The following is a 24,334-nucleotide window of genomic DNA, read 5'->3' as shown; positions in this document are numbered from 1 at the left end:
ACAGGGAGCCTGCATCCCGCACAACGAGCGGCGCGGCACTTGGGTTACGGACGGTGGGTGATCGGACCTCGGTCTCAACTGACTCTCACCGATGGTGATTTGGGGAATGCGGAGGGTAGTGGCGCCCCGGGCGGGGCGCCCGGGGCTCAGCGGGCGTCGTCCGGCAGCAGCCGGGCGAGGGTGCGGACTGCCCGGTACTGGAGCGTTTTGATGGCTCCCTCGTTCTTCCCCATGACCCGCGCGGTCTCGGCGACCGAGAGGCCCTGGAGGAAGCGGAGGGTGACGCACTCCTGTTGCTGTGGGTTGAGCCGGCGTACGGCGTCGAGCAGGGCGGCGTTGGAGAGCGATTCGAGGACGGAGTCCTCGGGGGAGCGCTCGACCTCGTTGGCGTCGAGCATCTCGCCGGTGGTGATCTCCAGCCGGAAGCGGCTGGACTTGAAGTGGTCGGCGACCAGGTTGCGGGCGATGGTCACGAGCCAGGCGCCGAAGTCGCGCCCCTGCCAGGTGAAGGTGCCGATGCGCCGCAGGGCGCGCAGGAAGGTCTCGCTGGTCAGGTCCTCGGCGGTCGCCTTGCCGCCGACCCGGTAGTAGATGTAGCGGTACACGGTGTCGCTGTACTGGTCGTAGAGCCGGCCGAAGGCGTCGGCCTCGCCGGCCTGGGCCCGCTCGACGAGGTCCATCATCCGGGCACTGTCACTGTCCGCGGCGGGCCGGCGGTGGGTGGTGGTGGCACCGGAGGAGGACGGGCGGGCGCGTCTGCCGACGGCGGCGCTGCCGTCGGCGAGTGCGTAGCACGGGCCGGCGGGGGCGGTGACCGCCGCGGCGAGTGCGGGGACGGCGTACGCGGTGGGGACGAGAACGCGCAGCAGGTCCTGGGCTGTTTTGACCGTTGCGCGCAGCGTAGCCAGGCCCGAGGCGTCAACCCCGACGTGTGGGTACACGGGACTCCCAGAGGCAGAGCTTCCATCACGTGCAGTGCGGAACCGTTCACCCGTCGTAGCGACGGACGGGTACCGAATTGCGTCTGAGGAGAATAACGCTTCGTACAGGGACTGCTACACCCAGTTGCTCAAATCACCGGTTACGTCGCTTTCTTAGCCAGTTGGTGACTGAGTGAGTACGGATTGTTGATCAGTTCTTGATCGAAAAGGTTCGAGTTCCGATGGGTGACCGTGCGGGTTGTGGCCAATGTGCGCGCGGGTGGACTGGAGGGGTTCCCTCCGGGGTAGAGCGACCGGATCGGCTCGTTCAGCGGCGGCGGCGGTGCAGGGCGATCGCGGCGGCCGTGCCGCCGGCCACGGCGCCGACGCCGGCCGCCGCGGGGATGCCGACCTTCGCCGCCTTGCGGCCCGTGCGGTAGTCGCGCAGGCGCCACTCCCGTGCGCGGGCGTGCTTGCGCAGCTTGGCGTCCGGGTTGATCGCGTAGGGGTGGCCGACCAGCGACAGCATCGGGATGTCGTTGTGCGAGTCGCTGTAGGCGGCGCAGCGCGAGAGGTCCAGGTTCTCCGCCGCGGCGAGGGCGCGCACCGCCTCCGCCTTGGCCGGTCCGTGCAGCGGTTCGCCGACCAGCCGGCCGGTGTAGACGCCGGCGACGGACTCGGCGACCGTGCCGAGGGCGCCGGTCAGGCCGAGGCGGCGGGCGATCACCTGGGCGATCTCCACCGGGGCCGCCGTGACCAGCCAGACCCGCTGGCCCGCGTCCAGGTGGGCCTGGGCCAGGGCCCGGGTGCCGGGCCAGATCCGCCCGGCCATGTACTCGTCGTAGATCTCCTCGCCGATGGAGCGCAGTTCGCTGACGCGGTGGCCCTTGACGATGGACAGGGCCGAGTCGCGGGCGTCCCGCATGTGCTCGGGGTCCTCGGTGCCGGCCATCCGGAACCACGCCTGCTGCCAGGCGAAGCGCATCAGGTCGCGGGTCTCGAAGAACTTCCGCTTGTGCAGGCCGCGGCCGAAGTGGAACAGCGCGGCGCCCTGCATCACGGTGTTGTCGAGGTCGAAGAAGGCCGCGGCGCGGTCGTCGCCGTGCACCGGGAACGGTGCCTCGCCCTCCTCGGCGGCCCGCTCGGCGGGCGCGGCCTCGCGGAGGGTGGACTCACGGGCGGCCTCCGCCGATGCCTCGCCGGCCAGCACGCTGCGGGCCGTGGCGGAACGTCTGCGGGGGGAGAGCCATCGGAGAGCGGCCATGTCCGTGAGCATAGCCAGTCTGTTCGGGTGCGCCGGGTCCGAGAGGCGGTGGGCGCGTGAACCCGGGGCGACGGCGGCGCTGCCGGGACCGGCGCACGGCGGGACGAGGCGGAGGCCGGCGGAGGGGGCCCCGGCGGGCCGGAGCGCGCGAGAATGGCCGGCATGAGTCCCCTCTTCCGCCGGAGGGACCGGGCGACCGAGCAGTCCCCGCAGTCCCCGCGGCCCGCGCAGGCGCGGCCGTCCTCCCCGCGTACCGAGTCCCATGTCGTCACCCTCATCCGCAAGCCCGGCTGCCACCTGTGCGACGACGCCCAGGCCGTCGTCGAGAAGGTCTGCGCCGGCCTCGGCGTCGCCTGGGAGGCGAAGGACATCACCGAGGACCGCCGGCTGCACGACGCGTACTGGGAGCAGATCCCGGTCGTGCTGATCGACGGCAGGCAGCACACCTTCTGGCGTGTGAACGAGGAACGGCTGCGCAAGGCACTGACCGACTAGTTCAAGTAGTCCGGATGGTCGCTTAGGATCGATGGTGACGTGGTCTCGGGGGCGTTGATCGTGAGGAGTGTGCACGGCTTTGCCCTCGATGAGTGAGGAACGAGGGCGCGTATGCGCCGGTTCCGTATCAGTGCGCCGGGGTTGCGTGACCCCGGTCACGTTGGCCGGGCAAATCGGACACCATCTTTGTGCACGCGTTCACAAAGACATAGCCTGCATTCGACGGGGCGGTCATGTAGGGACGTATGACCGCCTACAGCCCCGCTCTACCCGCAGGAGCACCGTGGCAACTGGCCGAGCACACCGACCGGCGACCCGTAGCCGAGGGATTCCCGAGGCCACCGTCGCCAGGCTTCCGCTGTACCTCCGAGCGCTGACCGCGTTGTCGGAGCGTTCGGTCCCCACGGTCTCCTCCGAGGAGCTGGCCGCGGCGGCGGGCGTCAACTCCGCGAAGCTGCGCAAGGACTTCTCCTACCTCGGCTCCTACGGGACCCGCGGGGTGGGCTACGACGTCGAGTATCTCGTGTACCAGATCTCGCGCGAACTCGGGCTGACCCAGGACTGGCCGGTTGTCATCGTAGGAATCGGTAATCTCGGCGCCGCGCTCGCCAACTACGGCGGCTTCGCCTCCCGTGGTTTCCGGGTTGCCGCGCTCATAGACGCCGATCCCGGGATGGCCGGAAAGCCCGTGGCGGGCATCCCCGTGCAGCACACCGACGAGCTGGAGTCGATCATCCGGGACGACGGTGTCTCGATCGGCGTGATCGCGACCCCCGCCGGCGCCGCCCAGCAGGTCTGCGACCGCCTCGTGGCCGCCGGTGTCACCTCCATCCTGAACTTCGCGCCGACCGTGCTGAGCGTCCCCGAGGGCGTCGACGTGCGGAAGGTCGACCTCTCCATCGAGCTGCAGATCCTCGCCTTCCACGAGCAGCGCAAGGCCGGCGAGGAGGCGACGCCCGACGGCGTGGCGCCGCCGCCGCCCGCCGTCCGGGCACGGCCGGCCGACGACGGACCGGACGGGGAGGTCCCCGCCGTGATGCCGGCATGAGTCTTCTCGTCGTCGGGCTGAGCCACCGCAGCGCGCCCGTGAGCGTGCTGGAGCGTGCCTCGCTGAGCGCGGACGCGCAGTTCAAGCTGGTCCAGGACACGGTCGCCGCCGAACCGGCCACCGAGGCGGCCCTGCTCGCCACCTGCAACCGCATCGAGCTGTACGCCGACGTGGACAAGTTCCACGCCGGTGTCGCCGAGCTGTCCACGCTGCTCGCCCAGCACAGCGGGGTCGGCCTCGACGAACTCACCCCGCACCTGTACGTGCACTACGAGGACCGGGCCGTGCACCACCTGTTCTCGGTGGCCTGCGGGCTGGACTCCATGGTGGTCGGCGAGGGCCAGATCCTCGGCCAGATCAAGGACTCGCTCGCCCGCGCCCAGGACCAGCACTCCGCCGGACGGCTGCTGAACGACCTGTTCCAGCAGGCACTGCGGGTCGGCAAGCGTGCCCACTCCGAGACGGGTATCGACCGGGCCGGACAGTCCCTGGTCACCTTCGGACTGGAACAGCTCGCCGAGGGGGGCGACGTCGACACCTGGGCCCGGGGCAAGAAGGCCCTGGTCATCGGCGCCGGTTCGATGTCCTCCCTGGCCGCCGCCACGCTGGCGCGGGCCGGGGTCGCCGAGATCACCGTCGCCAACCGCACCGCCGAGCGCGCCGAACGCCTCGCCGCGATCCTCGACGAGGGCGGCACCGGCGTACGGGCCCGCGCGGTGCCGATGGACGCCGTGCCGCACGAACTGACACGTGCCGACCTGGCCGTCTCCTGCACCGGCGCGACCGGGCTCGTCCTGACCGCCGAGGCCGTCGCCGAGACCGTCGCCGCCCGCACCGGCGCCCCCGTCGAGCCGGTCGGCGCCGCCCCGGACACGGGCACCGCCGAGACCATGCCCGCGGCGCGGGACGGCGCGACGCCGGCCCCCGTCGCCGAGGAGAACAGCCCGCTCGACCTCGCCTCCGTGCCCTCCGGCTTCTCCGTCATGGGCGAGGCCGCCGTGGCCGGCATGGACGCGGCCACGCTGGAGCAGCACGCGGCCTGGGCCGCCGGTGGCAGCGCCACCGAGCGGCGCGAGTCGGCGCGGCGCGGTCCCGGCGCGGACGCCGAGCTGATCACGGCGCTCGCCGCCACGGCGACCTCCGCCGGACGCGTCCCCGAGCGGCGCCGGCCCGAGCCGGTCGCCGAGGTGCCGCGCCCGCGGCCCTCCCTGTACCTGCTCGACCTCGCCATGCCGCGGGACGTCGACGTCGCCGTGCACCGGCTGGCCGGGGTCCGCCTGGTGGACATCGAGTCGCTCGCCGACGCGTCCGCCGACGCCCCGATGGCCGCCGACGTCGACCAGGTCCGCCGTATCGTCGGTGACGAGGTCACGGCGTTCGGCGCGGCACAGCGGGCCGCGCGCATCACGCCCACGGTCGTCGCGCTGCGCAGCATGGCCGCCGAGGTCGTGGCCGGCGAGATCGCCCGGCTGGAAGGGCGGCTGCCGGGCCTCGACGCCAAACACCGCTCCGAGATCACCCAGACCGTCAAGCGCGTGGTGGACAAGCTCCTGCACGCGCCGACGGTACGGGTCAAGCAGCTTGCCGCCGAGCCCGGCGGCGCCGGGTACGCGGACGCGCTGCGCACCCTGTTCGACCTCGACCAGGAGACGGTGGCCTCCGTCTCGCGGGCCGAGAACAGCACTGAGAAGAACCGAGGGCCGGCATGACTGAGAAGGCACTGAGGCTTGGGACCAGGCGCAGCAAGCTCGCGATGGCCCAGTCCGGGCAGGTGGCGGACGCCGTGAGCCAGGTGACCGGACGGCCTGTGGAGCTCGTCGAGATCACCACGTACGGCGACACGTCGCGCGAGCACCTGGCACAGATCGGCGGCACGGGCGTGTTCGTGGCCGCGCTGCGCGAGGCGCTGTTGCGGGGAGAGGTGGACTTCGCGGTTCATTCGCTCAAGGACATCCCCACCGCACAGCACCCGGGGCTGGTCCTGGCCGCCGTCCCCGTGCGCGAGGACTTCCGGGACGTGATCGTCGCCCGCGAGGCGACGAAGCTGACCGACCTGCCGAACGGGGCGCGCATCGGCACCGGCGCGCCGCGCCGCATGGCGCAGCTCAACGCGTACGCCCGGGCCCGCGGACTGGACATCGAGACCGTCCCGATCCGGGGTAACGTCGACACCCGTATCGCCTTCGTGGAGCGCGGGGAACTCGACGCCGTCGTACTCGCCGCCGCCGGGCTGAACCGCGTCGGCCGCATCGACGAGGCGACCGACTTCCTGTCGCCCGACGTGATGCTGCCCGCGCCCGGCCAGGGTGCCCTCGCGGTCGAGGCTCCCGCGAACGACCCGGACCTCGTCGCCGCGCTCGCCGAACTCGACGACCCGTTCACGCGGATCGCCGTGACGGCCGAGCGGTCACTGCTCGCCGCCCTGGAGGCCGGATGCAGCGCACCCGTGGGCGCGCTGGCCGACCTGCTGGCCGAAGGGCAGGTTGCCAAGGAAATGCGCCTGCGCGGAGTCGTCGGTAGCACCGACGGTGCCACGATGGTGCAGCTGTCCACCACCGGTCCCGTGCCCGAGACGCACGAGCAGGCGATGGCGCTCGGTCGCGACCTCGCCACCGAGATGCTCGCCCAGGGCGCGGCCGGTCTGATGGGGGAGCGAGCACATTGAGCCCCACCGCCTTTCCCGCCTGTCCCGAACACGGGCACGTCACCTTCCTGGGTGCCGGACCCGGAGATCCGGGACTGCTGACTCTGCGCGCCGTCGAGGCGCTGGCCCACGCGGACGTCCTCGTCGCCGAGCACGAGGTGCTCGACGTGGTCCGCACGCACGCGCGTCAGGGCGTGACCGAGGTGCACACGGACGCGGACGCGTCCGCGGATGCCCCGGCGCAGCCCGGTCCGGGCGCAGGCGTGCCCAGGCTGGCGGTAGTTGACGGTTCGTCGACCACCACCGGCACCCCCGCCGTGCGGGATGCCGCACATCTTGTCATGGAGGCCGCGCGGGGCGGCAGGCGGGTCGTCCGTGCGGTCACCGGCGATCCGGGGCTCGACACGTACGCCGCCGAGGAGATGCTGGCCTGCGCCGCGGCCGGGGTGCCCTTCGAGGTCGTCCCGGGCATCGCCACCGCCGTGGGCGTGCCCGCGTACGCGGGGGTGCCGCTGAGGGACGCGGAGGGGACCGACGTGAGGTTCGTGGACGCCCGTACCGCCTCGGACCGCTGCTGGACCGAGGTGGGCGCCTCCGACGGCACGGCCGTGGTGTCGACGACGCTCGACTCGGTGGCCGCCGCCGCCGGGGAACTGGTCGCCGCCGGCCGCAAGCCGGACACCCCCCTCACGGTGACCGTCGCGGGCACGACCACGCGCCAGCGCACCTGGACGGCGACGCTCGGCACGATCGCCCAGACGCTCAAGCAGGCCAAGGTGCTGCCCTCGCCGGACGGTGGGCGTCCGGTGATAGCCGTGGTCGGCGAGCGTTCCGCCACCGCCCAGCGCGAGCAGCTCTCGTGGTTCGAGTCCAAGCCGCTCTTCGGCTGGAACGTCCTCGTGCCGCGCACCAAGGAGCAGGCGGCGTCGCTCTCCGACCAGCTCCGGTCCTACGGAGCCGTACCGCACGAGGTGCCGACCATCGCGGTCGAGCCGCCGCGCACGCCCCAGCAGATGGAGCGCGCGGTCAAGGGCCTGGTGACCGGCCGCTACGAGTGGATCGCCTTCACGTCGGTCAACGCGGTCAAGGCGGTCCGGGAGAAGTTCGAGGAATACGGGCTCGACGCCCGTGCCTTCGCCGGGATCAAGGTCGCCGCGGTCGGCGACCAGACCGCCCAGGCCCTGATCGACTTCGGCGTCCGGCCCGACCTGGTGCCGAGCGGCGAGCAGTCGGCCCGCGGCCTGGTCGAGGACTGGCCGCCCTACGACCCGGTCTTCGACCCGATCGACCGCGTCTTCCTGCCCCGCGCCGACATCGCCACGGAGACCCTGGTCGCCGGGCTGATCGAGCTGGGCTGGGAGGTCGACGACGTCACCGCCTACCGCACGGTGCGCGCCTCGCCGCCGCCGGCCACCACCCGGGAGGCGATCAAGGGCGGCGGCTTCGACGCGGTCATGTTCACCTCGTCGTCCACCGTGCGGAACCTGGTCGGCATCGCCGGCAAGCCGCACAACGTCACGGTGATCGCCTGCATCGGTCCGGCGACCGCCAAGACGGCCGAGGAACACGGCCTGCGGGTCGACGTGATGGCTCCCGAGCCGTCCGTGCACAAGCTGGCGCAGGCCCTGGCCGACTTCGGCCTCCGGCGCCGCACCGCCGCGATCGAGGCGGGCGACCCGGTCACCCGGCCCAGCGAACGCCGTCCCGGCGCGCGGCGCCGTCGCTCGACGACCTGAGCGGAGCCGGCCACCGCGGCCCGGCAAGGAGGCGGAGCGTTCTGCAGGAACGCTCCGCCTCCTTGTTTTTCAGGGCCGCCACGGGTCCGGAGGTAGTGGCCTACCGGGACAGTCGCAGGTCCCAGCCCGCAGGGCCCTCGCCGCCGGCCACGCGGACCAGGGCCGGGGTGTAGCTCTCCGGCGCGGGCCGCCCCGCCGCCTCCCACCGCCGTAGCCAGCCGCGCAGGATGGCCAGCGACGGGGAATCGGGCCGGTCGGCGAGGATCGTGCCGTCCTGCTGGATGACCGCGGCCGTGGTCGCCGTGGTGTGACCGATCGCCCACAGCTCCGGGCACAGCCCCGCCATCGTCAGCCCGGGGTCGCCCAGGGCGGCGGCGAAGGTCCGCCAGGACGGCCAGCCGACCTCGGGCCCGTCGTACGGTTCGGTGTGCGCGTCTTCCAGCAGGTGGCCCAGGGAGGTGCGAGCGCCGGTGTGCAACGGGTCGTCCTGCTCCCGCCAGGCGATGGAGATCCAGGAGGGGGCCGGGACGCGCCTCTCCCAGTCCACCCAGCGGCCGGGTAGGTCCAGGTCCGTCTTCGGCGATGCCGTCGCCTCGATGTATCCGCCGGTGAACACCGCCTCCACGACCGGCTGACCGCCGCTCACGCGGATTTTCGCGACGACCGTCATGTTGGGCACCGCGGCGATCGGCAGCGGGGCGACGATCAGCCCGCCGTCGACGACCTGGTCCACCCACACCTCGGGCAGCAGAGACGGAGTGCACCACGCCACCATCCGGTCGTACGGGGCCCGCTCGGCGAAGCCGGCCGTACCGTCCGCGGTATGGCAGCGGACGTTGTGCACGCCGCGGTCGTGGTGGATGAGGTTGGCCCAGCGGACCAGGAAGTCGTCGATGTCCAGACTGGTCACCGAGCCGGTCGGGCCGACCAGTTCGGCGAGCAGGGCGCCGGACAGGCCCGACCCGGTGCCGTACTCGGCGACCTTGTGGCCGGGGCGGACGTCCAGGGTGGTCAGCTCGCGGTGGATGACGACCGGGTTGGAGCGGTGCGGCGTCGGCCCACGGCCCTCGTGGTGGGTGTAGTGGTGCTCGGGGACGGACTCGGCGGCCAGGGCGACGGCGTTCAACGGCTTCACTCCTTCGAGGGGAACAGGCACGCGTATTCGGTCAACTGCTCTGGGCGGGTGAAGGACACGATGCCCGGGTGACGCGGACCGGGGTCAAGATCGTGAGGGCGGCGTGGTGGTATCGGCCGCCAGTGCTGTACTCGCCGACCGGCCCGCCATCGGGCAGTTCGGCCCAGGCGTGGTACTCGTCGTGAACCCGCCTGTGCGGCCTGGCCGATGTAGGGGGTGCGCGCCCGTCCGGGCTCGGTTCACGATTCGTCGTGGTGCGTGAGCCGGCCGTCGGTGAGCCGCCAGTAGTGCTGGTGGGATGTCAATTGCCAGGTCTCGCAAGCGGCGATCGCCTGCGTGATCCATTCGTGGAGCTGCAGGAGGGCCTGCGCCCGTAGAACAGCGCGGGTGGCGGCACGTTCAGTAACATCGACCGGGTGGACGTCAATGCCGAGCCGACCACGTCCAGGTGCATACTGCGGCCGTAGTTGCGGTGGATCGGAGCGACCCATTCTGCTCCCAGGACGATGGTCCCGCTGTCAGGTCCCGTGAGGAACCGCAGGTCCGTGACGCGGCTCATGTAAGGGCCGAGGCACCCGGTGATGTCGGTGGTGGTCAGTGGCCAGGCGCGGTGCCGGGGCAGTTTGCGATTTCGTGCGGACATGACAGGCAGGATCGCAGAAGGCGTCGGAGATGCCTCAGCGGATGGTGCGGATCATCACTGTCAGGACCGGGGAGGCCGGTGACGGCTGGCTCTGCCCGATGTCTTCGTAGCCCCAGGACCTGTAGAGGGCGTGGACCTTTCCGTCTCCAGCGGCCGGGTTGACCATGAGGGTGACGAACGGTTCATCGCGGACGGCGAGGAGCGCGTCGTGCATGCGGCGGGCAGTGCCGGTCTTGCGCCAGGCCGGCACAACGCCGCCCTCCTTCAGTGCCATGGCTGGGCTGGCGGTGTACCTATTGATCGGCGTCGGGCTGATGCGCTGCCAGTACCGGTCGCCGTGCTCGATGGTGTTGCCGTACGCGAAGCCGACCGGCTCTTCGTCGGTATAGGCCAGGACAGTGGTGAATCCCGGTTCGGCGCCGTGCCGCTCCAGCCGTTCGCCGAAAGTGGTGACCAGGTAGTTCGGCAGGTGCAGGAGTGGTGCGCGCACCTCGGCGTACATCGAGCAGATCGCCGCGCACGGGGCCGAGGCCGGTGAAGGTGCCCAGTCCCACCGCGGGTGTCGCGGTCATGCAGGCGCTCCCCAGGCGGTGGTGTGCTCGGTCCATGTCCGCACGGTGTTGCTGCCGCGCGCGGTGTTCCGTAGGGCGTCCCCGAATTCCTGGAGGATGCGCGTCACCCGGGCGTGGCGGGTGGCGACGTCGGTGGGGACCCGCATCGCAGTGGCCGTGGCCGCTTCGGCGTCACCCTGCCTGAGCTGCGCGTGAGCGAGCCGAGCGGTGTTGAGGGCGCGGTCGCGCCGCATCTGGGGGTGGAGCAGGGTGAGACTTCTGTGGGCATGGGCTTCGGCTCGTTCGAAGTCACCGAGGCGCAGGTGCGCGGACAGGGAGAGCGTTTCGAGTTCTGCCCCGTTGAGAGCCGCGGTCATCCACACCGGGCGGTCGAGATCCGGATCGGCGCGTTCGAGCGAGTCCTGAGCACAGCCCAGAGTTTTCCGTACGGCTGCCGAGTCGCCGGTGAGGCCGAGGGTGGCGGCCTGGCGGGCGTGCCCCAGTGAGGCGAACAACGGATCGCGGCGGGTGAGGTGCAGGTTGCGGGCGACGTCGTTCGCGGCGATCGCGTCGGCGGGGCGGCCCATGTGCCGGTACATGGTGCCCGCGTGGCTCCAGATACGGAACTTGATCGCCTGGTCGCCGGACATCTCGGCGAGTGCCTGGGCCTCGCGCATGTGCGCCTTGGCGATGTCGTAGCGGCAGCCGTCGATCGCGGCCCACATCGCCGAGGAACGGAAGGCCGCGGCGGACGCGTAGAGGCTGTTGCGTACGCGCTGGGTGGCGTTCCCCGCGTTCTGGAGGTTCAGCGCCTCGTCCGCGAGCGCGGCGGCACGCTGCTCGATGCCGAGTTGTCCGCCGTGGCGCTGGTCGCCGGCGATGACCTCGGCGAAGCGCTTGTTCAGGCGGTGGACGTCGCTCATGCCGATACGGCGTGGTGAGGCCGCGGCGGGGGCGGCTGCCGCGGCGGCAGCCGCCGCGATGCCGCCGACGAGGGTGCGGCGCTTCATGTAGGGGTCCTCCTGCTGCGGTGAGGCGGGGACGGACGAAGGCCGGCCTCGGGGGACGAACCCCAAGGCGACGGCGGGTAGTCCGGAGACGTCCTCAAGTGCCTTGCGAGCCGCTGATTTGGGCCACGTGACCCGGCCCGCCTTCCACGCGCGCACCGATGAGCCGTCGAGCCCGCCGGTACGTCCGGTCAACCGTTCAATGGCCTGGTTCACGGCTTCGGCCAGGCTGTTGGAGCTGTAGCCGTGTTCGGTCATCCACGCCTCAAGAACAGTGTTGCGGGTGGTGTCCATTGCGGCACCGTAGCCCTCACCCCTCGTCACCCGCCAGGTAAACGGGTGGTCAAATCGCCCTATGCCGGGCTGGTTGATGCCGTCGTGAATGCCCTAACCAGCCTTTCTGGGCCAGGGGTTGTCTGGATACCGGCCGCTCGGTGCCGCTGGGGCGCGGGCGGTCATCGACGGCCCGGCTCACCCCTGAAGTGCCCTGAGGAGTGAACCGGGCACCTGGGACCCCAACGAAGGCTCCACGCCCATGACGAGTCTGAAGAAGCCGATCGAGGCCGCCCCCGTCGGCCACCCCAAGTACAGCCAGACCTTGCCGTGCGCTCCGTCCACCGCGGAGGTCGGCCGGAAACTCGTACGGGACGTCCTCGGCGTATGGCGCCTCGACGATCTCGCGGATCAAGCCGAGCTGATCGTCACGGAACTGATCGCGAACGCCTGCAAGCACACACGGAGTTCGCGGATCCGCTTGGTCGTCGGGCGGCCGAGCCCGATACAGGTGCATGTCGGCGTCGTGGACCGCGACCCCTCGCGCCTGCCAGCTCTCGAGCGGGCCGGTGCGGAGGACGAATCGGGCCGAGGTCTGCTGATCATCGGTGCGCTCGCCGAACGCTGGGGCTGCGATCTGCAAGGCTCGGCCACCCGGCCCTGGGGAAAAGAAGTCTGGGCCGAACTCCGTGCCGAGGGCGACGAGTGATGGCGTGGCTATGGACCACCGGTGACTGCTGGCTCGGCTGCGAACGCACCGGAGTCCCGGTGATCTGGCTCGGCCCGGTGCAGTGGGACGGACAGCACGCCCCCTTCTACGCGTGCGAACCGTGCCTCGCTCGGCTCAAGGCCCAGGCGCTCGCCCATTTCATGACCTGGCGGTCGGCCCCCGCCTGACCAGCCCAGCGGCACACGACTTCCCGGTGTGAGGCGGCCGGGGTCCACGAGGAACCTGCGTGGGCCACGTTCTCCCGCGCCGGGTGGCCAGGCGCCGTCCATTGAAGCCGGACCTCCCGGCACCGCTGCTGTGACGGCGTTCTGGTGGGCCTCCCGGCCCGGCAAACACATCAACAACGAAGGTGAGGAGTCTGACATGACACGCAACACCATGGTTCCCCTCCGTACCGAAGCGCGTCCGCAGAACCCCGGTGCGTCGGACGGTTTCGACCTGGACGTTTTGCTCGTTGAGATCGCCGACCCGGCGGGTCTGGTCAACCTGACCGACGACAACTGCGGATCTACCTGCGGCGCCTGCGTCACCAACGTCGCCTGACCTCGTTCCTGTTCATCCCGAACCGGTGCCGTCCCGCTCGGCGCGGCGGCACCGGGCCGGTCGTCCCGCCTACGGAGGTACCTGGTGCCCGCCCCGCCCGCAGCGTTCCACACCGGCTCCGCCGCTCTCGTCCGCGCTGTGACCCTGGCCCGGTCGACCGTGCCGCCCTGTCCCGACCTCGACGACTTCTCGCCCCGTGGCTCTGCTGCCTGCCGGGCGTGGCTGGGCGCCGCCCTCGCGGACGGGGACTTCGCCGAGGCACTGTGGCACTCCAGCCCCGCACTGACCGAACGGGTTCGGGTCCTGTGCGCGGCCGAGAATCCCTCCGCGCGTGACGTACGCCGGGCGGCGCTGTCTGTGTCCCGCTATCTGCTGCGTGCCCGGCATCGTGCAACGCCGTTCGGCCTGTTCGCCGGCGTGGCCGCCGCGCAGTTCGGCCCAGGGGTGCGGGCGGGCTGGGGTGACGAACACGTGGCCGTCGGCCGGGCGGGGGCGGAGTGGGTGGCGGCCGTGATCGAGCGGCTGGAGTCGTGCCCCGACCTCCTCGAACGCCTGCCGGTCGTCGTCAACAACACCGTGTCGCGACGGGGCGACAGGCTCATCGTCCCGTTCCAGCCCGACACCCGGGACGACGGAACGCGGGCAATCGAGGTATCCCTCGCCCTGACCGGGCCGCTGCGCGCGGTCCTCGCTGCGGCGCGGACGCCGATCCCATTCGGCACGCTCGTGGACGGGCTCCGGTCGGAGTTTCCCGAGGCCGGACCGGGGAAAGCACATCGGCTGGCAGAGGAGTTGATCCGCCGACGGGTGCTGCTGACCTGCCTGCACGCTCCGGGCACCGAGACCGATGCCCTCGGGCACCTCCTGGGCCGGCTGAACTTGCTCGGCACCGATCGCCTAGCCACGGTCGCAGAAACGGTGCGCGAACTGCGAGCGATCCACTCGGGTCTGACGGGGTGCACCACACGCCATGGGCGGGAACGCATCGCATCCCGGATGCGTGCTCTCGTTCCCGGCCTGCGCCGCCACCCCGTCGCGCTCGACCTTCGCCTGGACGCGCGGATCGTTCTGCCGGGAGCCGTCGCCCGGGAGGTCGAGCGCGCAGCCCTGGCCCTCACCCGGCTGAGCACACGGCCGTACGGGACGGCGGCCTGGAACGCTTACCACCAGCGGTTTTACGAGCGGTACGGCATCGGCACGCTGGTGCCGCTCCACGAAGTCGTGGCGGACAGCGGCGCGGGATACCCCGACGGCTACCCGGGCACCCCTGGCACCCCGCGACGACCTCGCGTCTCCGAACGGGACGACGCCCTCGTACGACTGGCGCAGGCCGCCGCCCTCGACGGCCGTGACGAGCTGGCCCTCACCGACGAGCTGATCGCGGACCTTGGCATGGGACCCGAAGCACCTCGGTTGCCGCCGCATCTGGAGGTCGGGGTACGCGTGTACGCAGTCAGCCTGGCGGACCTGCGACGGGGACGGTTCCGGCTGGAGGTCGTGAGTGTGTCACGGGGCGCCGGTGTCTCCACGGGACGCTTTCTCGACGTGCTGTCCCCCAGCGATCGCGCGGCGTTGGCCACGGAACTGGCCGACCTTCCGGCCGCCGACGGCGCCACCGTACCCGTGCAGCTCTCCTTTCCCGCGCTTGTCCCGGAGAGTGCTCACGTCGCCCGCGCTCCGCAGGTACTGCCCACCGTGATCAGCCTCCAGGAGCACCGCACCCGCGACGAGAACGTTCTCACCCCGGAGGATCTGGCAGTGGGCTGCGACGGACGCCGCATGTACCTGGCCGCTCCGGCTCGGGGGCACCGCGTCGAGGCCGTGGCGGCGAACGCGCTCAACCCGCACACGCACACCCCGCCCCTGGCCCGCTTCCTCTCAGAGTTGTCGCGCGCGCAGTGCGCCCAGGTCACTGTCTTCGACTGGGGCGCCGCCGCGACGATGCCCTTTCTTCCCCGCCTGCGGTACGGACGCACCGTACTGGCCCCGGCTCGCTGGCGGTTGGAGGCGACCGAGTTGCCCGGTCGGGCTCGCCCCCGCGCCGAGTGGGACTCCGCTCTCACCGAGTGGCAGACCCGTCGGCGGATGCCGGCCCGCGTCCACCTCGTCGAGGACGACCGGCGCCTCTTCCTCGACCTCGACGAGGCCGTGCACCGGGCACTTCTGCGCCGGCACCTCGACCGGTTCCGTGCGGCCGTAATCGTCGAGGCCCCGGAATGGGAGGCCTACGGCTGGTGCGGTGGACGGGCCCACGAAGTCGTGGTGCCCCTCAAAGCGACCCGGACCCCGGCGTGGCCACCCTTGCCTACCCCCACCCCGGCCCGCACCTTCTCACCCGCCCAGACGCAGACACCCGCTGTCTCCTCGGTCCTGCTCGCCGCCCTGTACGGAGATCCCCGCCGCCAGGACGACTTGCTCTCCCGGTACCTCCCCGACCTCCTCGAACAACTCGGTGCTCCGCCCTGGTGGTTCATCCGCTTCCGCGATCCCGACCCGCACCTTCGTGTACGCATCGCTCTCCCCCACCCGGGAGCGTTCGCCCGGACCGCACGCACGGTGAGCGCGTGGGCCGACACGCTGCGGTCTGTCGGACTGCTGACCGACCTGCGTTACCCCACATCCTTCAGGGAGATGGGCCGCTGGGGATCCGGCGCCGCCTGGAACGCGGCCGAGGCCGTCTTCCAGGCGGACTCGCTGGCCGTCCTGACCCAACTCGCCCAACCCCGGCGTCCGGGGCACCGTCCGCTGGTGGCAGCCCACACCGTCGCCATCGCCACCGCGTTCCTCGGCGGCACCGAGGCGGCGATGCGATGGCTGACCGACCGCGTCCCGCCTTCCGCCCCCACTCCCGTTCCGCGCCCGGAGTACGTCGAGGCCGTACGGCTCGCTGATCCGCGCGACGACTGGGCGGCTCTGCGAGACGCCCCGGGCGGCGACGCCATCGTGTCGGGATGGGCGGACCGGGCCACCGCACTTGCCGCATACCGGTCGTATTTGCCGGGCCCGGAGACTCGGGGCATCGCCGTCGACGACGTACTCACCTCCCTTCTGCACGTCCACTTCGTACGCAACGTCGCCGTGAACTTCCCCGAGGAAGAGGCGTGCCTTCACCTGGCGCGCGCCGCCGCCCTGGCGTGGACCGCGCGAATCACCGGACGGCCCTCGTGACCGTCCGCCCCGCGCTCGACGTCGCCGCCGCCATCGCCACTCGGTTGGCCGACCCCGGCACCGTGTCGCTCGGTTGTCGAGAACACCGTCAGCACCTCGCCCACGGTCCGTCTGGTATCGCCCTCCTGCACATCGAACGGGCAGCGAACGACCTCGGCCCGTGGCAGTACGCCCATGACTGGCTCACCGCCGCGTCCCGCCGGCCGATGACCAGCGGCGCGGACAGCCACCCCTTCTACGGGACACCCGCCCTCGCCCACGCGGTGGCTTGTGCCGCCGGCTCCCTCCCCGGCTCGTACCAGCGTGCCCTCGACGCACTCGACCGACAGGTCATCCGCGACACCGGCCGCCGTCTTGATGCCGCACACCGCCGCATCGACGCCGGACTCCTCCCGAAGCTCGCCGAGTTCGACACCATCCGGGGCATCACCGGATACGGTGCCTATCTCCTGCGCCGCGACCCCGACGGTTCGACGACACGCGCCGTCCTCGACTACTGCATACGCCTCACCGAACCAATCACCCACCACGGCGATACCCTGCCGGGCTGGTGGGCGAAGACCGGACCATCGGGCCGCCCAGACGGCGGCCGGTTCCCCGGCGGGCACGCCAACAACGGGCTTGCGCACGGCATCGGTGGCGTGCTCGCACTACTGTCCCTAGCCGTCCGGTACGGCACCATCACCGACGGGCACCACGCCGCGCTGCGCACCATCCTCGCTTGGCTGGACCGCTGGCGGCAGGAGACAGGCAGCGGAGCCGCCTGGCCCTACTGGATCTGCCGGGACGAGCTACGAAGCAGCCGCCCCACCCCGTACGTGCCCTCGCGCCCGTCCTGGTGTTACGGCACCGCCGGACTCGCACGCGCCCGGCAACTGGCCGCACTCGCCCTCGGCGACACCCGCCTTCGCACTGAAGCGGAGAACGCGTTGTCGACCGCCCTCACCGACACCGGTCAGCTACGGACCATGACGGACCACGGCCTGTGTCACGGCGTCGCGGGTCTTGCCCACGTCGCCGCCCGTACCGCCGACGACGCCCACCCGGAGGCGGCGGCCCGGCTCCGCGCTGCGATCCCGGCACTCGTGGCCACGCTGTATCCGCCGGGCACCGACCCGGCGCTCACTGCCAAGAGGCTTTTGGGCGACGCAGGGGCGGGCCCCGGCCTTCTCGACGGCGCGGCCGGCACCGCTCTGGCGCTCCTCGCCCACGGCATGGGCACGCCCCCTCGTTCGGGCTGGGACACCTGCCTGCTCATCGTCTGAATCACCGACCGAAGGACTTCTATGCCCCCTGATCGCTGGCAACAGCACAGCATCATCTTCGCCGACCGCGACAGCGCCCGGCAGTCTGCGGTCCAACGGCTCGGTCCCGTACTGGCCGGTGCGCAGACTGCCGGTCAACTCACCCACTGGTGGTTTATGAACAAGCAGCCCTGGATGCTCCGTTACCTCGCCGAGAAACCCTCTCCGGCAGTGGAGACACTGCTGAGTGAACTCGTCGGCGACGGTGTGGTCGTCTCCTGGCTGCCCTGTGTGTACGAGCCCGAGACCGAGGCATTCGGCGGTGCGCAGGCCATGGAAGCGGCTCACGAACTGTTCCACCGGGACTCCAGCCACCTGCTCGCCTACGTGCCGGGCCCGGGGCACCTGGGGCGCCGGGAGACGACGATCCTGCTGGCGAGCGAGCGCCATGATGCGTGGTGCCCGACTCGACTGGTTCGAGCAGGGCGACGTCTGGGCGAAGGTTGCCGCCCTCCGGCCGCCCGCCGCTTCTTCGTCAACCGGACGAGTGGCTGAACTGGCCCCGGCCATGCGGCGACTCATGACCGCCGATGCCCAAGACCTCTGCCGTCCGGACGGCCCGCTCCATCCGCACGACACCTGGGTGACCGCCTTCGAAGAGGCGGGTGCCACGCTCGCCGAGCTCGCCGTCCGCGGGGGCCTTACCCGCGGACTACGGGCCGTCATCGCGCATCACGTGATCTTCCACGCCAACCGCGCCGGTCTCCTTCTGGACGACCAGAGCGCTCTGTCCCACATCGCACGAGAGGTCATCATGGGAACGAGTGACATCCCCGGGTCGTCCGTCGGCGCGTCGGCGTCCGCCATTGGCGTCGGCGCGGTGAACCCCGACCCGGCCATCACCCCCACGGCGGACGCCGAGCGTCTTCGCCACGCGCTGGTCGACCGGCTCCGCGCGGACGGCCACGCCCGAACGCGCGCCGTCGAGAACGCGCTGCGAACCGTGCCTCGCCATGTGTTCGTGCCTGAGGCCTCGCTGGACAACGCCTACGCCAACGCACCCGTGCACATCAAGTACGACACCGACGGCACCTCCCTGTCCTGCGCCTCCCAGCCCGGCGTCGTCGCCCTCATGCTGGACCAACTCGACGTACGACCCGGTCAGCGTGTCCTCGAACTCGGCGCCGGTACCGGCTACAACGCCGCCCTGCTCGCCCATCTCGTCGGCGAGAGCGGCTGGGTGACCACCCTCGACGTCGACGACGACCTCGTGGCGGGTGCCCGAGCCCACCTCGCCGCCGCCGGGATCACCAACGTCGAGGCCATCACCCGCGACGGGGCCATCGGACACGCCGAGGGGGCACCTTACGACCGGATCATCGCCACCGTCGGCGCGCACGGGGTGCCCCACGCCTGGCTGCGGCAACTCGCCCCGGGCGGACGGCTGCTCGTCCCCCAGCGTCTCAAGGGCACGGTGTCCCGTTCCATCGCCTACGAGCGGCATGAGAACCGATGGGTGTCGCTGAGCAGTGAGATGAACACCTTCATGCCCCTCAGGCGGGGCATCGCCGACGACGAACGCCGGGTCGTCCCGCTCAGCACGGACGGCACCGTCAGGCTCCAGGCCCCGGCCGGCCAGGACATCGACGCCGCCGCCCTCGCCGGAGTCCTGGACCATCCGCGCACCGAGCAGTGGACCGGTGTGACGGTACGGGCCATGGAGTCGTCGGAATGGATGGAGCTGTTCGTCTCCTGCTCCCTCCCGTCCGGCCTGATCCGCATGCTGTTCCCGCCGGACGCCAAGGGCACCCTGCTCACCGAGGACCCCTACCCCTCCTCGAACGCCGCCGTCGAGAAGGGTGCCGTCGCCTATCTCGCCCGGCGCGTGTCGCAGGAGACGACGCCCGAGGGCGCCAGGCTCTGGGAGTTCGGCGTGATCGGGCACGGCCCCGGCAGCGGAGAGCTGGGCGCCCGGGTCGCCGAAGCCATCCGTACCTGGGACCGCGAACACCGCGACCACGAGGCCACGTTCCAACTTCAGCTCCCGGACACCCAGGCCCACGAAGACCGGCTCCCCGGTCGCTTCACGCTCGACGCCCCGCTGAACCGGATCGTCGTCGACTGGCACCAAACCACCTGATGGCGGGCGGTGCCCGTCGGCCCACGCCCGGCGGGCACCCCTACCTCGTGTTTCCTGTCGACATCCGGGGGAGAACCATGGACCCAAACGGGCTCACCGCCCAGCGCTTCCCGCTCATCGCCCGATTCCGTCCCGCCTGCTTGCCGTTGCGCCAGCGCGTACGCGCCCTCGTCGAACTCGCCGACACCGCCGTGACCACGGCCGATCAGGGACTCGCCTCGTCCGTCTACAACCAAGCCGGTCTCCTCGCCTCCGACCTCGGCCTACCCGGCCTCGCACGCGAGATGTGTCACCAGCACGCAGCCGCCTACCTGCACCGCTGCCCCCTGCCCGCCATGTGCGTGATCCGGGGCCTGGAACCGGTCGTCAACCTCGCCCGCCTCCAGATCCGCGCGGGCCGGGCCGACTGCGGGCGGTAGCGACAGGGTGATTCACGAAAGCCTCACCCGCCCACCCGACCCGGGACACCCCGCCGCCGGGCAGATGGCCTGATCTCCACATCCGCGATTGATCGGAGAGCTGTACCGCTCGCTGGGTGTGGGGAGTCCCTGTCCGGGGGACCGCATCCGGGCAGGCATGAAGGCGAGGAGGCGGAGCGTTCTGTGGGGGGCACGCTCCGCCTCCTCGTTTCTTCAGGCCCTGGACGCGTACGGCAGGAAGGCTGTCCAGGTGGTGGGGGTGAGGGTGAGGCGGGGGCCGTCGGGGTTTTTGGAGTCGCGGACGAGGACGCGGTCGGGGGTGGTGGCCATCTCGACGCAGGAGGGGCCGTCCGCCGTGCTGTGGCTGCTCTTTATCCACCCCGTCTCGCGGGTGGCTGCCTCGGAGGGCTTGCGGGTCATGTTTCTCCCCAGATTTTCTCGATGAGGGACAGCGAGTCTCTTGGCGCGAGCGCCTGGGCCCGGATGATTCCGTACCGCATGTCGAGGACGGTGGTCTCCTTGGGGTTGCAGACCACCCGGCTTGTCAGCGGTGCCTCGCTGAGTCCCACGGTCGCCCCGTCCTTGAGCTTGATCAGCCGGAACGGCCCGTCGATCCCTGAGTTCTCCTCCCGGTCGAGGGGCAGGATCTGGAGGTCGACATTGCGCAACCGGGCCACCTGCAACAGGCGTTCGCGTTGCTCACGCATCACCATCTTGCCCCCGATCAGGCGGCGTAACGTCGCCTCGCACAGCACGAAGCTGAACATGGGGCGGGCGCTCGCACCGCCGAGGATGGCTTGCCGGGCCAGCCTCGCGGCGACCTGTCGCTCCAACTCCTCCTCCGTGAAAGGCGGGCGGCGGGAGCTGAAGACCGCCCGCGCGTACGCCTCGGTCTGCAACAGCCCGTCGACGACGGAGTTGTTGTAGGAGCAGATCTCGACGGCCTCCGCCTCCAGACGCTTCACGTCCCGTACCTTCTTCGGGTACCGGACCTCTGCCACGTCGTGTTTGAGGGCGGCGATCTTGCCGCCCGCTTGCAGGGCCTCGTCCGCCGCGTCCAGGTACTCGGGGCGGGGGATTCTCCGGCCCCTTTCCACCGAGGAGACCAGCTCCTCGCCGTAGCCGATCGCCGCGCCGAACTCCGCCTGGGTGAGGCCGGCCGCCTCGCGCCACAGCTTCAGTTGGCGTACGACCGTGCGCATCACGGCGCCGGTCTCCTCGTCGTCCGGTCCCGTCTCCCACCCGCTCATGCCCGTCGTCCCTCCGCCGCACGCCCGTCCCCGGATCAACGCCGGTGGCCGGGGCGGGTCACCCCGGACGGCCCGGACGGAATCGGGCGGGGCGCGGACGGGCCGCGCCGGTCACCGTGGCGGGGGTTCCGTGGCGGTGAGGATCGCGGTCAGCAGGCCCGGGAAGCGCTGCTCCAGTTCCGTGTCCCGCAACTCGCTGTAGCGCGAGGTGCCTTCCTCGTACTGCGAGATGACGCCGCTCTCCCGCAACACCTTGAAGTGGTACGTCGAGGTCGACTTGGAGACAGAAAGCCCGAACGAGCTGCAGTTCATGGGGTGTTCGGCCCGAGCGAGGGAGCGCACGATGCCCAGCCGCAGCGGTTCGCCGAGGGCCCGCAGGACCAGGCTCACCGGGACCTCGCGCAGGTCGGGGTGGGGCAGGGCCTTCTTGGCGGGGGCACGTCTGGCACGGGTGGACACAGGAGAAGTCTACGTCGGACGGTGGCAATGGTACGTTGAATCTCGTAGTACGAGGAAATTCCGACAATGGTTCTGTCGCAGATCGCAGATCGCAGACGGCCACGGCGCAACGGAGAGACCCCTTGAGCGACCCCACCCCGCAGCACGACGCGACCGACGACCCGCTGTTCTCGCCCTTCGACCTCGGCGGCGTCCGGCTGGGCAACCGCACGGCGCTGGCCCCCATGACGAGGGTCAGTGCCACCGAGGACGGACTGGTCACCGAGCGCAACGCGCGCTACTACGAAGGATTCGCCCGCGGCGGGTTCGCCCTGGTCGTCACCGAGGGCGTCTACACCGACACGGAGCACAGCCAGGGCTACCTGTACCAGCCGGGGCTCGCGACGGACGCCCAGGGCGAGGCGTGGCGGCCGGTGGTCGAGGCCGTGCACGCGGCGGGCGGAGCGATATTCGCGCAGCTCATGCACGCGGGGGCGCAGGCCCAGGGCAACCGCTTCCGCGAGGAGAGCGTCGGCCCCTCCGCCGTCGCGCCGCGCGGCGAGCAGCTTGCCTTCTACCGGGGCGGCGGCCCCTACCGCACGCCCAGGGCGCTGGACGCCGGGGAGATCGCGCGGGTGCGCCGGGGCTTCGCGGACGCGGCCCGCCGGGCGGCCGACGCGGGCTTCGACGGTGTGGAGGTGCACGGGGCCAACGGCTACCTGCTCGACCAGTTCCTCACCGACTACCTCAACCGGCGCGAGGACGCGTACGGCGGCGGCGTCGAGAACCGCGTGCGCCTGGCGGCCGAGGTCCTGGACGAGGTGCTCCAGGCCGTGGGCTCCGAGATCGCGGTCGGTATCCGCGTCTCCCAGTCCAAGGTCAGCGACTTCCACCACCGCTGGGCGGGCGGCACCGAGGACGCCGAGGCCGTCTTCACCACCCTGGCCCGCACCGGCGCGCACTTCCTGCACACCACCGAGTACCGGGCGCTCGACCCCGCCTTCCCCGCCGGTACCGAGACGCTGGCCCGGCTCGCCAGGAAGTTCGGCGGGCTGCCGGTGATCGCCAACGGCGGGCTGGAGGACCCGCGGGACGCCCGGACCGCGCTGGAGTCCGGCGACGCCGACGTCGTCGCGCTCGGCAAGGGCGCGCTCGCCCAGCGGGACTGGCCCCACCGGGTGCGGGAGGGCCGGGAGATCGCGAGCGAGCCGCACCCCGACATCCTCGCCCCGCTCGCCGACATCAAGGACCGGGAACTGGCCGGGTGAACGCCGACGGGCCCGCCGGTGGCCGGGGGTACCGGCCGCCGGCGGGCCCGCGTGACGGGTGCGGTCAGGCCACCGTGCGGATCAGCTTCTTGTTGACGAACTCCTCGATGCCGGGCCGGCCCAGCTCGCGGCCGAAGCCGGACCGCTTGATCCCGCCGAAGGGCAGTTCCGCGCCCTCCGCGCCGACGCCGTTGACGAAGACCATGCCGGCCTCGATGCGGTCGGCGACCCGCGCGGCCTGCTCGGGGTCGGTGGTGAAGACGTAGGAACCGAGGCCGTACGGGGTGTCGTTGGCGATGCGGACGGCCTCGTCCTCGTCGGCGGCCGGGAAGACCAGGGCGACGGGGCCGAACAGCTCCTCGCGGGCGGCGGGGTGGTCCGGCGCCAGGCCCGTGAGGACCCCGGCCGGGAAGTACGCCCCGCGCCGCTCGCCCGTGCTGTGCAGGGTGGCGCCCTGGGACACGGCCTCGTCCACCTGGTGGGCGAGCCGCTCGGCGGCGGCCACCGAGGACAGCGGGGCGTCGGTGGCGCTCGCCAGCAGCCGGGCCGTGAACCGCTCGACGAACGCGTCGTACAGCTCCTGGACGACCACGAACCGCTTCGCCGCGTTGCACGCCTGCCCGGTGTTGTCGAGGCGGGCGGCGACCGCGGAGTCGACGACCGCGTCCAGGTCGTCCGTGGCGAGGACGAGGAAGGGGTCGGAGCCGCCCAGTTCGAGGACGACCTTCTTCAGGTGCCGGCCGGCGATCTCGGCGACGGCGGCACCGGCCCGCTCCGAGCCGGTGAGCGAGACGCCCCGCACCCGCGGGTCGGCGATGACCTGCGCGACCTGCTCGTTGGTGGCGTACACGTTGACGTAGGCGCCCTCGGGGAAGCCCGCCTCGGCGAACAGCCGCTCCAGCAGGGCGGCGGTGGCCGGGCACTGCGGGGCGTGCTTGAGGACGATCGTGTTGCCCAGCGCCAGGTTCGGGGCGGCGAAGCGGGCGACCTGGTAGGCCGGGAAGTTCCACGGCATGATCCCGAGCAGCGTGCCGACGGGGCCGCGCCGGATGACCGCGCCGCCGGGACCGGAGGTCACGTCGAGCGGCTCGTCGGCGAGGAACTCCTCGGCGTGGTCGGCGTAGTAGTGGTAGATGTCGGTGCAGAAGTCGACCTCGCCCTCCGCCTCCGCCAGGGGCTTGCCCATCTCGCGGACGATGCCGGCGGCCAGTTCGCCGCGGTGCTCGGCGTGCAGGTCGCCGAGGCGGCGCAGCAGGGCTGCGCGTTCGGCGACGGTGCTGGTGCGGCCCCACGCGGTGGCCGCGTGGGCGGCGGCGACGGCGGCGGTGACCTCGGCGTCGGTGGCGGTCGGGTAGGTCTCGGCTGTTTCGCCGGTGGCGGGGTCGGTGACGGCGTACATGCGCTCTCCGGGGTTGAGG

General features: G+C 71.6%; 19 protein-coding genes and 3 pseudogenes. 13 read left to right on the top strand and 9 right to left on the bottom strand.

Going from position 1 to position 24,334, the window contains the following annotated elements:
* Positions 1–146: 146 nt before the first annotated feature.
* Complete coding sequence (locus VM636_RS13225) at positions 147–941, bottom strand: ECF subfamily RNA polymerase sigma factor, BldN family (protein WP_030422661.1); 795 nt, start codon at positions 939–941, stop codon at positions 147–149.
* Between the two features lie 307 nt (positions 942–1,248).
* On the bottom strand, positions 1,249–2,184 hold the full coding sequence (locus VM636_RS13220) for an HAD-IB family hydrolase (RefSeq protein ID WP_030422662.1): 936 nt from the start codon (positions 2,182–2,184) through the stop codon (positions 1,249–1,251).
* A gap of 162 nt (positions 2,185–2,346) precedes the next feature.
* Here VM636_RS13220 and VM636_RS13215 point away from each other — a divergent pair, with 162 nt between their 5' ends.
* From VM636_RS13215 to VM636_RS13195, 5 genes are all read left to right on the top strand, one after another.
* The gene (locus VM636_RS13215; protein WP_234312786.1) at positions 2,347–2,679 is read left to right on the top strand and encodes a glutaredoxin family protein; all 333 of its coding nucleotides are present in this window, start codon (positions 2,347–2,349) and stop codon (positions 2,677–2,679) included.
* A 283-nt stretch (positions 2,680–2,962) separates the two neighbouring features.
* Positions 2,963–3,727, top strand: a complete 765-nt coding sequence (locus tag VM636_RS13210; protein ID WP_030422664.1) for a redox-sensing transcriptional repressor Rex — start codon at positions 2,963–2,965, stop codon at positions 3,725–3,727.
* Entirely contained in the window at positions 3,724–5,436 is a 1,713-nt protein-coding gene (locus tag VM636_RS13205) for a glutamyl-tRNA reductase (protein WP_030422665.1), read from the top strand. The genes VM636_RS13210 and VM636_RS13205 overlap by 4 nt, the downstream gene beginning before the upstream one ends.
* On the top strand, positions 5,433–6,392 hold the full coding sequence (gene hemC / locus VM636_RS13200; RefSeq protein ID WP_030422666.1) for a hydroxymethylbilane synthase: 960 nt from the start codon (positions 5,433–5,435) through the stop codon (positions 6,390–6,392). Before VM636_RS13205 ends, hemC begins: the two co-directional genes overlap by 4 nt.
* Positions 6,389–8,107, top strand: a complete 1,719-nt coding sequence (locus VM636_RS13195) for a uroporphyrinogen-III synthase (protein WP_030422667.1) — start codon at positions 6,389–6,391, stop codon at positions 8,105–8,107. The genes hemC and VM636_RS13195 overlap by 4 nt, the downstream gene beginning before the upstream one ends.
* 100 nt (positions 8,108–8,207) lie before the next feature.
* Here VM636_RS13195 and VM636_RS13190 read toward each other — a convergent pair whose 3' ends face one another.
* From VM636_RS13190 to VM636_RS13180, 3 genes and pseudogenes are all read right to left on the bottom strand, one after another.
* Positions 8,208–9,233, bottom strand: coding sequence for a protein-L-isoaspartate O-methyltransferase (locus VM636_RS13190; protein WP_030422668.1), 1,026 nt, complete (start codon positions 9,231–9,233; stop codon positions 8,208–8,210).
* 686 nt (positions 9,234–9,919) lie between these two features.
* Positions 9,920–10,457, bottom strand: a pseudogene (locus VM636_RS13185) (GNAT family N-acetyltransferase).
* Positions 10,454–11,737: a hypothetical protein gene (locus VM636_RS13180; RefSeq protein ID WP_030422669.1), complete on the bottom strand. Its 1,284-nt coding sequence runs from the start codon at positions 11,735–11,737 to the stop codon at positions 10,454–10,456. Before VM636_RS13180 ends, VM636_RS13185 begins: the two are co-directional and overlap by 4 nt.
* A gap of 241 nt (positions 11,738–11,978) precedes the next feature.
* Between VM636_RS13180 and VM636_RS13175 the strand changes: the two genes are divergently transcribed.
* The 7 genes and pseudogenes from VM636_RS13175 to VM636_RS13145 all read left to right on the top strand — a co-directional run.
* Entirely contained in the window at positions 11,979–12,425 is a 447-nt protein-coding gene (locus VM636_RS13175; RefSeq protein ID WP_030422670.1) for an ATP-binding protein, read from the top strand.
* Positions 12,425–12,613: a hypothetical protein gene (locus tag VM636_RS13170; RefSeq protein WP_338484505.1), complete on the top strand. Its 189-nt coding sequence runs from the start codon at positions 12,425–12,427 to the stop codon at positions 12,611–12,613. Before VM636_RS13175 ends, VM636_RS13170 begins: the two co-directional genes overlap by 1 nt.
* 196 nt (positions 12,614–12,809) lie before the next feature.
* Positions 12,810–12,989 (top strand): FxLD family lanthipeptide, encoded by a 180-nt coding sequence (locus VM636_RS13165; RefSeq protein ID WP_030422672.1) that lies wholly within the window; start codon positions 12,810–12,812, stop codon positions 12,987–12,989.
* Between the two features lie 222 nt (positions 12,990–13,211).
* Positions 13,212–16,157, top strand: coding sequence for a lantibiotic dehydratase (locus tag VM636_RS13160; protein ID WP_338486369.1), 2,946 nt, complete (start codon positions 13,212–13,214; stop codon positions 16,155–16,157).
* The gene (locus tag VM636_RS13155; protein WP_338484503.1) at positions 16,154–17,422 is read left to right on the top strand and encodes a lanthionine synthetase C family protein; all 1,269 of its coding nucleotides are present in this window, start codon (positions 16,154–16,156) and stop codon (positions 17,420–17,422) included. Before VM636_RS13160 ends, VM636_RS13155 begins: the two co-directional genes overlap by 4 nt.
* Positions 17,423–17,443: 21 nt before the next feature.
* Positions 17,444–19,541: pseudogene (gene fxlM / locus VM636_RS13150) on the top strand (methyltransferase, FxLD system).
* A 77-nt stretch (positions 19,542–19,618) separates the two neighbouring features.
* Positions 19,619–19,957: pseudogene (locus VM636_RS13145) on the top strand (hypothetical protein); the annotation flags it as partial.
* Positions 19,958–20,173: 216 nt separating this feature from the next.
* Here the strand turns inward: VM636_RS13145 and VM636_RS13140 are convergent.
* From VM636_RS13140 to VM636_RS13130, 3 genes are all read right to left on the bottom strand, one after another.
* Positions 20,174–20,380, bottom strand: coding sequence for a DUF397 domain-containing protein (locus VM636_RS13140; protein ID WP_030422676.1), 207 nt, complete (start codon positions 20,378–20,380; stop codon positions 20,174–20,176).
* Positions 20,377–21,210 (bottom strand): helix-turn-helix transcriptional regulator, encoded by an 834-nt coding sequence (locus tag VM636_RS13135; protein WP_030422677.1) that lies wholly within the window; start codon positions 21,208–21,210, stop codon positions 20,377–20,379. The genes VM636_RS13140 and VM636_RS13135 overlap by 4 nt, the downstream gene beginning before the upstream one ends.
* Positions 21,211–21,321: 111 nt before the next feature.
* Positions 21,322–21,669: a helix-turn-helix domain-containing protein gene (locus tag VM636_RS13130; RefSeq protein ID WP_030422678.1), complete on the bottom strand. Its 348-nt coding sequence runs from the start codon at positions 21,667–21,669 to the stop codon at positions 21,322–21,324.
* 122 nt (positions 21,670–21,791) lie between these two features.
* Here VM636_RS13130 and VM636_RS13125 point away from each other — a divergent pair, with 122 nt between their 5' ends.
* Positions 21,792–22,916 (top strand): NADH:flavin oxidoreductase, encoded by a 1,125-nt coding sequence (locus VM636_RS13125; RefSeq protein WP_037859544.1) that lies wholly within the window; start codon positions 21,792–21,794, stop codon positions 22,914–22,916.
* 64 nt (positions 22,917–22,980) lie between these two features.
* Here the strand turns inward: VM636_RS13125 and VM636_RS13120 are convergent, their stop codons facing one another.
* Complete coding sequence (locus tag VM636_RS13120; protein WP_030422680.1) at positions 22,981–24,315, bottom strand: NAD-dependent succinate-semialdehyde dehydrogenase; 1,335 nt, start codon at positions 24,313–24,315, stop codon at positions 22,981–22,983.
* Positions 24,316–24,334: the final 19 nt, after the last annotated feature.

The organism is Streptomyces sp. SCSIO 75703 (genome assembly GCF_036607905.1).
Lineage (GTDB): Bacteria > Actinomycetota > Actinomycetes > Streptomycetales > Streptomycetaceae > Streptomyces.
The sequence above is the reverse complement of the archived record's forward strand: the minus strand, read 5'-3'. Positions and strand labels throughout refer to the sequence as shown.

Bases quoted from the DNA above. Each gene is read 5' to 3' on its own strand.
- VM636_RS13220 (WP_030422662.1), bottom strand. From the start codon at position 2,184: ATGGCCGCTCTCCGATGGCTCTCCCCCCGCAGACGTTCCGCCACGGCC.
- VM636_RS13215 (WP_234312786.1), top strand. From the start codon at position 2,347: ATGAGTCCCCTCTTCCGCCGGAGGGACCGGGCGACCGAGCAGTCCCCG.
- VM636_RS13205 (WP_030422665.1), top strand. From the start codon at position 3,724: ATGAGTCTTCTCGTCGTCGGGCTGAGCCACCGCAGCGCGCCCGTGAGC.
- hemC (WP_030422666.1), top strand. From the start codon at position 5,433: ATGACTGAGAAGGCACTGAGGCTTGGGACCAGGCGCAGCAAGCTCGCG.
- VM636_RS13180 (WP_030422669.1), bottom strand. From the start codon at position 11,737: ATGGACACCACCCGCAACACTGTTCTTGAGGCGTGGATGACCGAACAC.
- VM636_RS13175 (WP_030422670.1), top strand. From the start codon at position 11,979: ATGACGAGTCTGAAGAAGCCGATCGAGGCCGCCCCCGTCGGCCACCCC.
- VM636_RS13170 (WP_338484505.1), top strand. From the start codon at position 12,425: ATGGCGTGGCTATGGACCACCGGTGACTGCTGGCTCGGCTGCGAACGC.
- VM636_RS13165 (WP_030422672.1), top strand. From the start codon at position 12,810: ATGACACGCAACACCATGGTTCCCCTCCGTACCGAAGCGCGTCCGCAG.
- VM636_RS13140 (WP_030422676.1), bottom strand. From the start codon at position 20,380: ATGACCCGCAAGCCCTCCGAGGCAGCCACCCGCGAGACGGGGTGGATA.
- VM636_RS13135 (WP_030422677.1), bottom strand. From the start codon at position 21,210: ATGAGCGGGTGGGAGACGGGACCGGACGACGAGGAGACCGGCGCCGTG.
- VM636_RS13120 (WP_030422680.1), bottom strand. From the start codon at position 24,315: ATGTACGCCGTCACCGACCCCGCCACCGGCGAAACAGCCGAGACCTAC.